This is a genomic window from Rathayibacter sp. AY1E2, assembly GCF_002932325.1.
Classification (GTDB): Bacteria; Actinomycetota; Actinomycetes; order Actinomycetales; family Microbacteriaceae; genus Rathayibacter.
On sequence record NZ_PSVO01000010.1, the window covers coordinates 99947 to 112569 of the forward strand.

Sequence of the window (12623 nt, forward strand, 5' to 3'; positions counted from 1 at the left end):
GCGTGACCCTCGCCGCTCCTCCCGCCGCCTCGGGCGTCGCCGCCGTGCGCCGCCCGAGGCGGCTGCGCGCCCTCTGGCTGCTCGCGGCCGTGGCCGTGCTGCTCGCCGCCGCCGTGGTGTCGGTGCTGGTGGGGTCGCGGGAGGTGGCGTGGAGCGACGTGGTCGCCGCGTTCGGCGGGTCCACGGACGGGTTCGCGCAGGCCGCGGTCGCCAAGCGCATCCCGCGCACCGTGCTCGCCGCGATCGCGGGCGCGGCCCTCGGCGTCGCCGGCGTGCTGATGCAGGGGGTGACCCGCAATCCGCTGGCCGACCCCGGCATCCTCGGGGTGAACACCGGAGCCTCGCTCGCGGTCGTGACGGGCATCGTCTTCTTCGGGCTGACGAGCTCCGCCGCCTACGTCTGGGTCGCGATCGGCGGGGCCGCGGTCGCCGCGGTCTTCGTCTACACGGTCGGGTCGCTCGGGCGCGGCGGCGCGACTCCGCTCAAGCTCGCCCTGGCCGGCGCCGCCACCTCGGCCGCGCTGGTCTCGGTCATCAGCGCGATCGTCCTGCCGCGCGCCGACATCGCGGGCGGCATCCGCTCCTGGCAGATCGGCGGAGTGGGCGGCGCGACGTCCGCGAGCATCGCGCAGGTGCTCCCCTTCCTCTTGGCCGGCCTCGTCCTCTGCGTGCTCTCGGCCAAGAGCCTCAACACCCTCGCGCTCGGCGACGAGCTCGCGGCGGGCCTGGGGGAGCGGGTCGCCCTCGCGCGCGGCGGGGCCGCCCTGGGCGCGGTCGTGCTCTGCGGAGCGACGACCGCGGTCACGGGGCCCATCGGCTTCGTCGGCCTGGTCGTCCCGCACGCCTGCCGCCTCCTCGTCGGCGTCGACCACCGCTGGCTGCTGCCGTTCTCGGCGGTGACCGGCGCCGTGCTCCTGATCGCGGCGGACATCGTCGGCCGCGTCGTCGCGCGCCCGAGCGAGATCGACGTGGGCATCGTCACCGCGCTGGTCGGCGCCCCGGTGTTCATCGCGATCGTCCGCCGCCAGAAGGTGCGCGAGCTGTGACCGCGCTGCTCGAGGCGCCCTCCGCCACCGCCCGCGCCGTCGCGGCCGGCCGCCGCCGCCGCGGGGCCCGCCGCCGGATCGTCGTCGCCGTGCTCGCTGTCCTGATCGCGGCCGTCCTCGCCGTCTCCCTGCTGGTCGGCCAGACCGTCTACTCGCCCGACGAGGTGCTGCGCGTGATCCTCGGCGAGCAGGTGCCGGGCGCGAGCTTCACCGTCGGGCGCCTCCGCCTCCCGCGCGCCGTCCTCGCCCTGCTGGTGGGCCTGTGCTTCGGGCTCGGCGGAGTGAGCTTCCAGACCATGCTCCGCAACCCGCTCGCCAGCCCCGACATCATCGGGATCAGCGCCGGGGCGAGCGCCGTCGCGGCCTTCGCCATCGTGACGCTCTCGCTCGGGGCCGCGCAGGTCTCGGCCCTCGCGATCGTCGCGGGACTCGTGGTCGCCCTGCTCGTCTACGCCCTGTCCTACCGCAGCGGAGTCGCCGGCACCCGGCTGATCCTGATCGGCATCGGGGTCGCCGCGATGCTCGACTCCCTCACCGCCTACGTGCTCTCGCAGGCCGCCGCGTGGGACCTGCAGGAGGCGTCCCGCTGGCTCACCGGGAGCCTCAACGGCGCGAGCTGGAGCGAGGTCGTGCCGGTCCTCGCCGCGGTCGTCGTCCTCACCCCCGTCCTGCTCTCGCGCTCGCGCGACCTCTCCGCCACGCAGCTCGGCGACGACACCGCCTCCGCGCTCGGCATCCGCGTGAACGCCACCCGCCTCGTCGTGATCGTCGCCGCGGTCGGGCTGATCGCCTTCGCGACGGCCGCCGCCGGCCCGATCGCGTTCGTGGCCTTCCTCTCCGGCCCGATCGCCGCCCGCCTGATCGGGCCCGGCGCGTCGCTCCTCATCCCCTCGGCCCTCGTCGGCGCGCTGCTCGTGCTCGTCGCCGACTTCGTCGGGCAGTTCGGGCTGGGCCTGCGCTATCCGGTCGGAGTGGTCACCGGCGTCCTCGGGGCGCCGTACCTCGTCTACCTCATCGTCCGCAGCAACAGAGCGGGAGGCTCACTGTGACCACCGCGCACACCCTGACGGCCGAGGGGGTCACCCTCGGCTACGGCGACCGGACCGTCGTCGACGGCCTCGACCTCGTCGTCCCGCCCGGCCGCATCACCGCGATCGTCGGAGCGAACGCCTGCGGCAAGTCGACGCTCCTGCGCTCGATGTCGCGCTTGCTCGCGCCCCGCTCCGGCGCCGTGCTGCTCGACGGCAGGGCCGTGCACCGGACGCCGGCGAAGCAGCTCGCCCGCACGCTCGGCCTCCTCCCGCAGTCGCCGATCGCCCCGGAGGGCATCACCGTCGCGGATCTCGTCGGCCGCGGCCGCCATCCGCACCAGGGGATGCTGAGCCGTTGGAGCGCCCACGACGACGAGGCCGTCGCGACCGCGCTCGACGCGACCGACACCGCCGCCCTGGCCGACCGCTCCGTCGACGAGCTCAGCGGCGGGCAGCGCCAGCGCGTCTGGATCGCGATGGCCCTCGCGCAGGAGACGGACGTGCTGCTGCTGGACGAGCCGACCACCTTCCTCGACGTCAGCCACCAGATCGAGGTGCTCGACCTGCTCGTCGACCTCAACCGCACCCGCGGGACGACGGTGGTGATGGTCCTGCACGACCTCAACATGGCCGCCCGCTATGCCGACCACCTCGTGGCCATCGCGCACGGCGCGGTGCACGCCTCCGGCACCCCGGCCGCGGTGCTCACCGAGGAGACGGTGCTCGCCGTGTTCGGCCTCGACAGCCGCATCATCACCGACCCGACCTCGGGCACTCCGCTCATGCTCCCCCTCGGGCGGCACCGCCTCGCTCCCGAGCGGATCGACGCCCCCGGCGGCGCGCAGATGACGGACGTGTAAACGGTTCCACACGGCGGCCGGGGGGCGTATACGATACCTGCAGTCCGCGGCGGACGACCGTCATCGGCGGAACCGCCGAACGCCTGCCCCCGATCAGAGGTCCTCCCCGCCGTGACTGCATCCCCGACGCGCCCCGACGCCTCCGCCCTCCGCGGCGTCCGCGCGCTCCTGTTCGACCTCGACGGCGTGCTCACGCCGACCGCCGACGTCCACATGCAGGCCTGGTCGCGGCTGTTCACGGAGTACCTCTCCTCGCGCGGGATCGCCGAGGGCTACACCGACGCCGACTACTTCCGGTACATCGACGGACGCCCGCGGTACGACGGCGTCCGGGCGCTCCTCGCCTCGCGCGGCATCACCCTCCCCGAGGGTGCGCCCGAGGACGACCCGTCGCTCGAGACCGTCTGCGGGCTCGGCAACCGCAAGAACGACGCCTTCAACCGCACCCTCGCCGAGACCGGCGTCGCTCCCTACCCGGGCTCGCTCCGCTTCGTCGACGCCGCGATCGCCGCGGGCGTGCAGGTCGCCGTCGTCACCTCCTCCCGCAACGGCGTGCCGGTGCTCGAGGCGGCCGGCCTCCGCGACCGCTTCGAGGTCGTCGTGGACGGGCTCCTCGCCGCCGAGCGCTCGATCGCCGGCAAGCCCGCGCCCGACACCTACCTCTACGCGGCCGAGCTCCTCGGCCTCCCGGCCGCCGAGTGCGCCGTCCTCGAGGACGCGCACTCCGGAGTCGCGGCAGGCCGCGCGGGCGGCTTCGGCCTCGTCGTCGGCGTCGACCGCGGAGTCGGGGCCGACACCCTGCTCGAGCACGGCGCCGACCTGGTCGTGGACGACCTGGCCGAGCTGCTCCCCTTCCTCCCCACCGCTCCCGCCCCCGAGGACGCCGCATGAACCCCATCACCTCCGACCCGCTCGACCGGAACCGCTTCCCGATCGACGAGTGGGCCCTCGTCGAGACCGAGTTCGCCTCCGAGCTGCAGGGCCGCACCGAGACGCTCTTCGCCACCGGCAACGGCTACCTCGGCCTCCGCGGCAACGTGGAGGAGGGGCGCGACGGCTACGCCTACGGCACCTTCATCAACGGGTTCCACGAGACCTGGCCCATCCGCCACGCGGAGGAGGCGTTCGGCTTCGCCCGCGTCGGCCAGACCATCGTCAACGTGCCGGACGCCAAGATCATCCGCCTCTACGTCGACGACGAGCCCTTCGTGCTGAGCGAGGCCGACGTCCTCGCCTACTCGCGCCGCCTCGACTTCGCGAACGGCGTGCTCACCCGCGAGCTGGAGTGGCGCACCCCCTCCGGCAAGCGCGTCCTGATCCGCTCGCGCCGCCTGGTCTCCTTCACCGACCGGCACCTCGCGATCCTCGACTACGAGGTCGAGATGCTCGACCACGACGCGTCCGTGCTGATCTCGAGCCAGATCCTCAACCGCCAGGACGGCGTCGACGAGTACCACGCCCCCTCCGGCAGCGAGGGGGCCGGCTTCGACCCGCGCAAGGCGGAGTCGTTCGAGGACCGCGTGCTCCAGCCGCGCCTCAAGCGCGTCAGCGGCACCCGCTACCTCCTCGGCTACCGGACCACCAACTCCCAGATGACCGTCGCCTGCGGCGCCGAGCACCAGCTCGAGACCGAGAACGAGTGGGACCAGACCTCCCAGATCGACGACGACCTCGCCAAGCACGTCTACCGCGTGAAGGCCAAGGCCGGCCGGCCGGTCCGCCTGGTCAAGACGCTGACCTACCACACCTCCCGCGGTGTGCCCGTGCGCGAGCTCGCCGACCGCTGCGACCGCACGCTCGACCGCGCCCGCGAGACGCCGGTCGAGGAGCAGTTCGTCAAGCAGCGCGAGTGGCTGGACGACTTCTGGACCCGCTCCGACGTGCAGCTGGACGGCCAGCCCGCGATCCAGCAGGCCACCCGCTGGAACCTCTTCCAGCTCGCCCAGTCCACCGCCCGCACCGACGGCGGCGGAGTCGCGGCCAAGGGCGTCTCGGGCTCCGGCTACGGCGGCCACTACTTCTGGGACACCGAGGTCTACGTCCTCCCGTTCCTCAGCTACACGGCGCCCCTCGTCGCCCGGAACGCCCTGCGCTTCCGGCAGAACATGCTCGAGGCAGCCCGGGCGCGCGCCTCCGAGCTCAACCAGCGCGGCGCGCTCTTCCCCTGGCGCACCATCAACGGGCAGGAGTCGTCGGCGTACTACGCCGCCGGCACCGCTCAGTACCACATCGACGCCGACATCTCCTACGCGCTCATGCAGTACGTGGGTGCCACGGGCGACGACGACTTCCTCGCCCGCGGAGCGATCGACATCCTCGTCGAGACCGCGCGGATGTGGGCCGATCTGGGCTTCTGGCGCAGCAACGGCGACGACCACTTCCACATCCACGGAGTGACGGGGCCGGACGAGTACACGACCGTCGTCAACGACAACCTGTACACGAACGTCATGGCCCGGGCGAACCTCCGCTCGGCCGCCCGCGCCGTCGAGCTGCTGAAGGCCGTCGAGCCCGCCGCGTACGAGCGGATGGCCGACCGCCTCGCTCTCGACGAGGGCGAGGTGCTCGAGTGGGCGCGCGCCGCCGAGAAGATGCACATCCCCTTCGACGCGCGGGCGGGCATCCACCCGCAGGACGCGGCCTTCCTCGAGAAGGAGCTGTGGGACCTCGAGAACACCCCGGCGAGCAAGCGCCCGCTGCTGCTGCACTTCCACCCGCTGGTGATCTACCGCTTCCAGGTGCTCAAGCAGGCCGACGTCGTGCTCGCGCTGCTGCTGCAGGGCAACGAGTTCACCGCCGAGCAGAAGCGCGCCGACTTCGAGTACTACGACGCGCTGACCACCGGCGACTCGACCCTGTCGGCCGTCGTGCAGTCGATCATCGCCGCCGAGGTCGGCTACAGCGACCTGGCCCGCCACTACTTCCTGTCCGCGCTGTTCGTCGACCTCGCCGACCTGCACCGCAACACCGCGGACGGCATCCACGTCGCCTCGACGGGCGGCGTCTGGAGCGCCCTCGTCTACGGCTTCGGCGGGATGCGCGACCACGGCGGCCGGATCACGCTCGACCCGCGCCTGCCCGACGACTGGGACCGCCTCGCCTTCCGCATCACCCTCCACGGCACGCGCGTGCGCGTCGAGGTGACGCAGGCCGAGGTCCTGCTGACGGTCGAGACCGGCGACTCCGCCGCGATCACCGTCCGCGACGAGCGCGTGCACGTCGCCGCGGGCAGCCCCGTGCGCGTCCCGCTCACGCACCAGGGCCGCCGCCTGCACGGAGCGCCGACCACGTCCGACATCGAGGGCACCCGCCGCTCCGACGGCACCGTGATCACCGCCTCGATCCCCACCATCTCGATGACCCCCGAGCCCGAGGTCCTGACCGGGCCCTGAGCGGCGCCGCGAACATCGCCCATCACGCACGAGACCCCCGGCCGGAACCGGGGGTCTCGTGCGTCGCGGGCGGGCGGAGCCGGCCGGACCGGATGTGTCAGGCGGAGGCGAGCAGCGACTTCAGCGCCGACGTGAAGAAGGTCAGCCCGTCGACGCCCGAGCGCATCGCGGCGGCCGTGTCGGGCCCGAAGCCCTCCTCGACGGCGTGCTCCGGGTGCGGCATGAGCCCCACCACGTTGCCGCGGCGGTTGCTGATGCCGGCGATGTCGTTCATCGAGCCGTTCGGGTTGTGGCCGAGGTAGCGGACGACGACGCGTCCCTCCGCCTCGAGCTCGAGCAGCGTGTCGGCCGAGGCGATGTAGCCGCCCTCGCCGTTCTTCAGCGGGATCGTGATCTCCTGGCCGGGCTCGAAGCCGTTCGTCCAGGCGGTCTCGGTGCTCGCGACCATCAGGCGCTGGTCGCGGCAGACGAAGGATCCGATGTCGTTCGCGATCAGGCCGCCGGGCAGCAGGTGCGCCTCGGTGAGCATCTGGAAGCCGTTGCAGATGCCGAGGACCGGGGTCCCGGCGTTCGCCGCGTCGACGACCTCGCGCATGATCGGGGAGTGGGAGGCGATGGCGCCGCAGCGCAGGTAGTCGCCGTAGGAGAAGCCGCCGGGCAGGACGATGGCGTCGACGCCGTCGAGGTCGTGGTCGCCGTGCCAGAGCGCGACCGGCTCCGCACCCGCGAACCGGACGGCGCGCTGGGCGTCGCGGTCGTCGAGCGAGCCGGGGAAGGTGATGACGCCGATCCTCATCGGGCGGCCTCCGCCGGGTAGTGGATCCCGACGACGTCCTCGATCACCGAGTTCGAGAGCATCTCGTCGGCGATGCGCTGCACCGAGGCGCGCACCTCGTCGGTCACCTCGTCGACGGTGATCTCGAAGCGCTTGCCCACCCGCACGCCGTGGAGGGCGGAGTGGCCCAGTCGCGCGAGCGCGCCGGCGACGGCCTTCCCCTGCGGGTCGAGCAGCTCGGCCTTGGGCATGACTTCAACGACGATCGTGGGCACCGTGTTCTCCGGAGTCTCGGGGGAGTGCGGTCTTCCGCGCGACCATCGTACCCGCGGGGGTCCCCGCGATCGGCGGCGCTCAGGAGGTCGTGACGCGGATCGCGTTCGCCCAGGGGTCCTCGAAGGCGAGGGTGCGGCCGTCGTCGCGGGTGGCGACTCCGGAGCGGGCCAGCCGCTCGCCGAGCGCGCCGAGATCGTCGGCGCCGGGCACCACGATCTCGACCTGTCCGAGGCCGAGGGCCTGCTGCCGGCGTCCGGCGCCCGCCGAGTTCCAGGTGTTCATCGCCATGTGGTGGTGGTAGCCGCCCGCCGAGACGAAGAGCGCCTGCCCGCCGTACGCGATCGTCGTCTCGAAGCCGAGCCGGTCGACGTAGAACTCCTTCGCGGTGGCGACGTCGCCCACGCTCAGGTGCACGTGGCCGACGGAGGCGCCGCCGAGGCGCGGCTGCGCGATCGACTCCTCGGTGAGGTGCTCCTGCAGGAACGCGTTCGGGTCGAGGAAGAGCGTGCTCATCTCGATCCGCCCGTGCGTCCACGACCACTGCGTGCGGTCGCGGTCCCAGTAGAGCTCGACGCCGTTGTGCTCGGGGTCGTCGAAGTAGAAGGCCTTGCTGACCAGGTGGTCGGAGCTGCCGGTGAAGGAGCCGGGGTGCCGGCTCGCGACGCTGTACACGGCCGCGGCGAGCGCCGCCTCCGATTCGAAGAGGATCGCCGTGTGGAAGAGGCCGGCGCTGCGCGGCGAGGCGTGCACCAGCTCGGGCGCGTGCTGGAGGATCACGGCCGGCACTCCGCCGCGGCCGAGCACCGCGACCGGTCCGTCGTGCGAGAGCAGCTCGAGCGTCACGGCGTCGCGGTAGTAGGCGATCATCCCGTCGAGGTCGGCGACGCGGAGGGTCACCGCGCCCATCGCGGTGTCGGGAGCGAGGAGGTCCGGGGAGGAGGTGGTCACGACGGAGACGCTACCCGCTTTTGGTTGACGCTACAACCATTCAGAGGGGCGAGCGCTCATAGGACCCGCATAAGCAGCGTCCAGGCGGCGCCGGGAGGCCTGGCGTGGAATGGGAACCGGTCGCCGTCAGGGGCGGCCCCGGCACGAGGACGACACCATGAACGAGCGACACGAATCCGACGAGCGAGAGCTCACCGACCAGCCCGCCACCACCGAGGCGACGGGCGCCGACGAGGTGCGCGCGCTGCGCGCGGACGACCGTCGTCGTCGGGCGCTGATCGCCGGCGGCCTCGGCCTCGCCGTGCTGATCGGAGTGACAGCAGGCGGAGTCGCCACCGCCGGCCGCACCGAGGCGGCCTCCTCCGCCTCGGCCGGCGCCACCACGATCGTCTACCCCGGCGGCTCGCGCGGATCCTTCGGCGGCGGGTACGTGATCGTCCCCTCCTGGGGCGGATCGACGCAGGGCGGCTCCTCCCCGTACGGCTCGTCGCAGGGCGGCTCCTCCGCCTCCGAGCCGGCCACCGGCGCGACCGACGCCGTGGCCGCGAGCACCGCGCAGACCGCCGGCGTCGTCACGATCACCTCCGAGCTCACCTACCAGGGCGCCCGCTCGGCCGGCACCGGCATGATCCTCACCTCCGACGGCATGATCCTCACCAACAACCACGTCGTCGAGGGCGCCACCGCGATCTCGGTCACGGTGGAGTCGACGGGCCGCAGCTACACCGCCCGCGTCGTCGGCACCGACGCGACGAACGACGTCGCCGTGCTGCAGCTGGAGGACGCCTCCGGCCTCACTCCCGCTTCGCTCGACACGGACGGGGTCGCTGTGGGCGACACCGTGACCGCCGTCGGCAACGCGGGAGGGACGGGCGACCTGGTCGCCGCCACCGGCACGGTCACCGGTCTCGATCAGCAGATCACGACCCGCTCCGAGTCGGGGATCTCCGCCGAGACGCTGACCGGGCTGATCCAGACGGACGCCGACATCGTCTCCGGCGACTCCGGCGGCCCGCTCGTCGACTCCGCCGGCCGCGTCGTGGGGATGGACACCGCCGCCTCCAGCGGGACGGCCGACATCACCGGCTTCGCGATCCCGATCTCGAAGGCCCTGGACATCGTGGCCACCATCGAGGCGGGCGCCGACACGGCCACCGTCGAGATCGGCTATCCGGCCTTCCTCGGCGTCTCCCTCTCCTCCGGCACCGCGTCGCCGACCTCGCGCGCGCTCGCGACCACCGCGTCCGGCGCCGTGATCGGCGGAGTCGTCGAGGGCGGGCCGGCCGCGCAGGCGGGCCTCGAGGCGGGGGACGTCGTCACCGCGGTCGACGGGGTCGCCGTCGCCTCGGCCGACCAGCTGTCCGCCTCGCTCGCGCAGCGCGAGCCCGGGGAGTCGGTGACGATCTCGTGGACCGACTCCGCGGGCGCCGCCCGCTCCGCCCAGGTCGTGCTGGTCGAGGGTCCGGTCGCCTGATCGGAGCCTCCGCGGGGCCGCCGGAGCGTTCCCGGCCGTTCACCCGGACGAGCGCGCCACGCCGCCCGTTGTTTTGATCCGCTCAAGACAACTCGGGTAGTGTCCTCGGCATGACGACAGTGGACGAGCGGCTCCGAGCCTGCGGGCTCAAGGTCACCGCCACCCGGCGCGCGGTGCTCCTCGCTCTCGAGGAGCACCCGCACTCCGGGGTCGACGCGGTCCTGGCCCGAGTGCGCGAGGGCCTCCCCGAGGCCTCGGCGCAGGCCGTCTACGGAGTGCTCTCGGCGTTCACCGACGCCGGGATCGTCCGCCGCATCGAGCCGGAGGGCCATCCCCGCCGGTTCGAGCTGCGGGTCGGCGACAACCACCACCACGTGGTGTGCCGGCGCTGCGGGGCCGTGGCCGACGTCGACTGCGTCGTCGGGGAGGCGCCGTGCCTGCATCCGCAGACCGCGAGCGGCTTCGCCGTGGACACCGCCGACGTCACGTTCTGGGGCACCTGCCCCGACTGCCTGGCCCTGGCCCACTGACCGACATCCGCTACACCGCAGCGGCGGGCTCCGTGCCCCTCGCCGACAGGAGGAACATGACCGAGGAACGATTCACCACCACGAACTCCGGAGCACCGGTCGCGAGCGACGACCACTCGCTGAGCGTCGGAGCCGACGGACCCCTCGCGCTCCACGACCACTACCTCGTCGAGAAGCTGGCCCAGTTCAACCGCGAGCGCATCCCGGAGCGGGTCGTCCACGCCAAGGGCGGCGGAGCCTTCGGACGCTTCACCACCACCGCCGACGTCAGCGCCTACACGCGTGCCGCGCTCTTCCAGCCCGGAGTCGAGACCGAGATGCTCGCGCGGTTCTCCACTGTCGCCGGCGAGCAGGGCTCGCCCGACACCTGGCGCGACCCCCGCGGCTTCGCGCTGAAGTTCTACACGAGCGAGGGCAACTACGACCTCGTCGGCAACAACACCCCCGTCTTCTTCATCCGCGACGGCATCAAGTTCCCCGACTTCATCCGCTCGCAGAAGCGCCTGCCCGGCAGCCACCTGCGCGACCACGACATGCAGTGGGACTTCTGGACCCTCTCGCCCGAGTCGGCCCACCAGGTCACATGGCTCATGGGCGACCGCGGCCTCCCCTCCTCGTGGCGGCACATGGACGGCTTCGGCTCGCACACCTACCAGTGGATCAACGCCGCCGGCGAGCGCTTCTGGGTCAAGTACCACTTCAAGACCGATCAGGGCGTCGAGATCCTGAGCCAGGAGCAGGCCGACCAGATCGCCGGTGAGGACGCGGACTTCCACATCCGCGACCTGTCCTCCGCCATCGACCGCGGCGACTTCCCCTCGTGGACGCTGTCCGTGCAGGTCATGCCGTACGAGGACGCGAAGAGCTACCGGTTCAACCCGTTCGACCTCACCAAGGTCTGGCCCCACGCCGACTACCCGCTGATCGAGGTCGGCACCATGACGCTCGACCGGAACCCCGAGAACTACTTCGCGCAGATCGAGCAGGCGGCGTTCGCCCCCTCGAACTTCGTGCCCGGGATCGCGGCCAGCCCCGACAAGATGCTCCTCGCGCGCATCTTCAGCTACGCCGACGCGCACCGCTACCGCGTGGGGACCAACCACGCGCAGCTGCCGGTGAACGCGCCGAAGTCGCCGGTGCACTCGTACTCGAAGGACGGCCCCATGCGGTTCGACTTCCAGAAGTCCGAGGTACCCGTCTACGCGCCGAACACGATGGGCGGCGCCCACGCCGATCCCGCCCGGGCGGCGGAGTCGGCCGGCTGGGAGACCGACGGCGAGCTGACGCGCGCCGCGGCGACCCTCCACCCGGAGGACGACGACTTCGGTCAGGCGGGGACGCTCTACCGCGAGGTCCTCGACGACGACGCGCGCGCCCGCCTGGTCGCGAACATCGCCGGCCACGTGTCGAAGGTCACCCGTCCGGAGCTGCGGCAGCGCGTGCTCCAGTACTGGGCGAACGTCGACTCGTCGCTCTCGCAGCGCGTCGCCGAGGCGCTCGAGCCCTCGGCTCCCGGTGCGGACGTCTCCCCCGAGGCGGTCGGCATCGGGGCGTAGTCCCGGCATCCCCTCGAGGAGCGCGCGGTACCGGAGCGATCCGGGCCGCGCGCTCCTCGTCGTTTCCGGGGAGGGTCCTTCCACTCGGTGGAGTCGGATCCCGCGCGCGGGTGCCCGCCTCGGTCCGGTGCAGCCGGCTCGGACCCCGGATCCGCCCGCGGAACCGGGCGCCGACGGGGAGGACCCCCGATCCCGACACGCCCGGGATGTGCGATTTCGGCCCGTCGTTTGACAGCACCGCGATCGCTGCGTAACTTATTCCGAGTCGCCACAAAGGCCGCAGGGAAACGGAAAGAGCAGCAGCTCCTACGTCCCGGCCTCAATCGGGACCATCCACTCGGCAAGACAGCTTTTCGGAGCAGGTCTGCCGCACGGATGTAAAGCCTTCGCAGGATCCCTCGGATCCAGCAACTTCGCCGCCCGGCGCAGGACTCAGGTCCTGAACCGAGCAACGTCGGAGCGCCTACGAGCGTGACGGCATCGCGAAGAAGCCGGATTTGACACGGCCTGCGGATGTGCTAAGTTATACAAGTTGCCACGGCGACAGGGAGAAAGAAACTTCTCCTAGTCTACCGAGAAGACGCGTATGACGCAAGCAACAACATCTTCGATCACTTTCGTTGTGAAGCACCGTTTTGGTGTGGAGGCGGGATGTGTCCGATTCTTGAGAACTCAACAGCGTGCACTATGTTCAATGCCAATTTTATACCCCGGCCTTGATCTTCGGATCGGGTT

At 72.1% G+C, this 12623-nt stretch carries 11 protein-coding genes; 8 read left to right on the forward strand and 3 right to left on the reverse strand.

Annotated elements, in window-relative coordinates; translation table 11 throughout:
* The first annotated feature begins 2 nt into the window (after positions 1 to 2).
* The 5 genes from C5C49_RS09560 to C5C49_RS09580 all read left to right on the forward strand — a co-directional run bounded on the left by C5C49_RS09560 (position 3) and on the right by C5C49_RS09580 (position 6329).
* A complete protein-coding gene (locus C5C49_RS09560; protein ID WP_104222742.1) occupies positions 3 to 1046 on the forward strand; it encodes an iron ABC transporter permease in 1044 nt (347 codons plus the stop codon).
* Positions 1043 to 2095 carry an iron ABC transporter permease gene (locus tag C5C49_RS09565; protein ID WP_258068427.1) on the forward strand — a complete coding sequence of 351 codons (1053 nt, stop codon included), beginning with the start codon at positions 1043 to 1045 and terminating at the stop codon, positions 2093 to 2095. Before C5C49_RS09560 ends, C5C49_RS09565 begins: the two co-directional genes overlap by 4 nt.
* Complete coding sequence (locus C5C49_RS09570; RefSeq protein WP_104222740.1) at positions 2092 to 2937, forward strand: ABC transporter ATP-binding protein; 846 nt, start codon at positions 2092 to 2094, stop codon at positions 2935 to 2937. Before C5C49_RS09565 ends, C5C49_RS09570 begins: the two co-directional genes overlap by 4 nt.
* Before the next feature lie 111 nt (positions 2938 to 3048).
* Complete coding sequence (locus C5C49_RS09575) at positions 3049 to 3828, forward strand: HAD family phosphatase (RefSeq protein ID WP_104222739.1); 780 nt, start codon at positions 3049 to 3051, stop codon at positions 3826 to 3828.
* Positions 3825 to 6329 carry a glycoside hydrolase family 65 protein gene (locus C5C49_RS09580; protein WP_104329289.1) on the forward strand — a complete coding sequence of 835 codons (2505 nt, stop codon included), beginning with the start codon at positions 3825 to 3827 and terminating at the stop codon, positions 6327 to 6329. The genes C5C49_RS09575 and C5C49_RS09580 overlap by 4 nt, the downstream gene beginning before the upstream one ends.
* 97 nt (positions 6330 to 6426) lie before the next feature.
* On the opposite strand, the gene purQ is transcribed toward C5C49_RS09580, so the two are convergent.
* From purQ to C5C49_RS09595, 3 genes are all read right to left on the reverse strand, one after another.
* Complete coding sequence (gene purQ / locus C5C49_RS09585; RefSeq protein ID WP_104222737.1) at positions 6427 to 7125, reverse strand: phosphoribosylformylglycinamidine synthase subunit PurQ; 699 nt, start codon at positions 7123 to 7125, stop codon at positions 6427 to 6429.
* Entirely contained in the window at positions 7122 to 7379 is a 258-nt protein-coding gene (gene purS, locus C5C49_RS09590) for a phosphoribosylformylglycinamidine synthase subunit PurS (RefSeq protein ID WP_104222736.1), read from the reverse strand. The genes purQ and purS overlap by 4 nt, the downstream gene beginning before the upstream one ends.
* A 79-nt stretch (positions 7380 to 7458) precedes the next feature.
* Entirely contained in the window at positions 7459 to 8286 is an 828-nt protein-coding gene (locus tag C5C49_RS09595; protein WP_104222842.1) for a VOC family protein, read from the reverse strand.
* A gap of 199 nt (positions 8287 to 8485) precedes the next feature.
* Here C5C49_RS09595 and C5C49_RS09600 point away from each other — a divergent pair, with 199 nt between their 5' ends.
* From C5C49_RS09600 to C5C49_RS09610, 3 genes are all read left to right on the forward strand, one after another.
* The gene (locus tag C5C49_RS09600) at positions 8486 to 9802 is read left to right on the forward strand and encodes a S1C family serine protease (protein ID WP_104346045.1); all 1317 of its coding nucleotides are present in this window, start codon (positions 8486 to 8488) and stop codon (positions 9800 to 9802) included.
* A 110-nt stretch (positions 9803 to 9912) separates the two neighbouring features.
* Entirely contained in the window at positions 9913 to 10332 is a 420-nt protein-coding gene (locus C5C49_RS09605) for a Fur family transcriptional regulator (RefSeq protein ID WP_104327675.1), read from the forward strand.
* A gap of 56 nt (positions 10333 to 10388) precedes the next feature.
* Positions 10389 to 11888 carry a catalase gene (locus tag C5C49_RS09610; RefSeq protein ID WP_104269005.1) on the forward strand — a complete coding sequence of 500 codons (1500 nt, stop codon included), beginning with the start codon at positions 10389 to 10391 and terminating at the stop codon, positions 11886 to 11888.
* The last annotated feature ends 735 nt before the right edge of the window (positions 11889 to 12623 follow it).

Excerpts from the sequence above, each read along its gene's own strand:
- C5C49_RS09595 (WP_104222842.1), bottom strand. The coding sequence starts at position 8,286 with ATGGGCGCGGTGACCCTCCGCGTCGCCGACCTCGACGGGATGATCGCC.
- C5C49_RS09610 (WP_104269005.1), top strand. The coding sequence starts at position 10,389 with ATGACCGAGGAACGATTCACCACCACGAACTCCGGAGCACCGGTCGCG.
- C5C49_RS09600 (WP_104346045.1), top strand. The coding sequence starts at position 8,486 with ATGAACGAGCGACACGAATCCGACGAGCGAGAGCTCACCGACCAGCCC.
- C5C49_RS09605 (WP_104327675.1), top strand. The coding sequence starts at position 9,913 with ATGACGACAGTGGACGAGCGGCTCCGAGCCTGCGGGCTCAAGGTCACC.
- C5C49_RS09580 (WP_104329289.1), top strand. The coding sequence starts at position 3,825 with ATGAACCCCATCACCTCCGACCCGCTCGACCGGAACCGCTTCCCGATC.
- purQ (WP_104222737.1), bottom strand. The coding sequence starts at position 7,125 with ATGAGGATCGGCGTCATCACCTTCCCCGGCTCGCTCGACGACCGCGAC.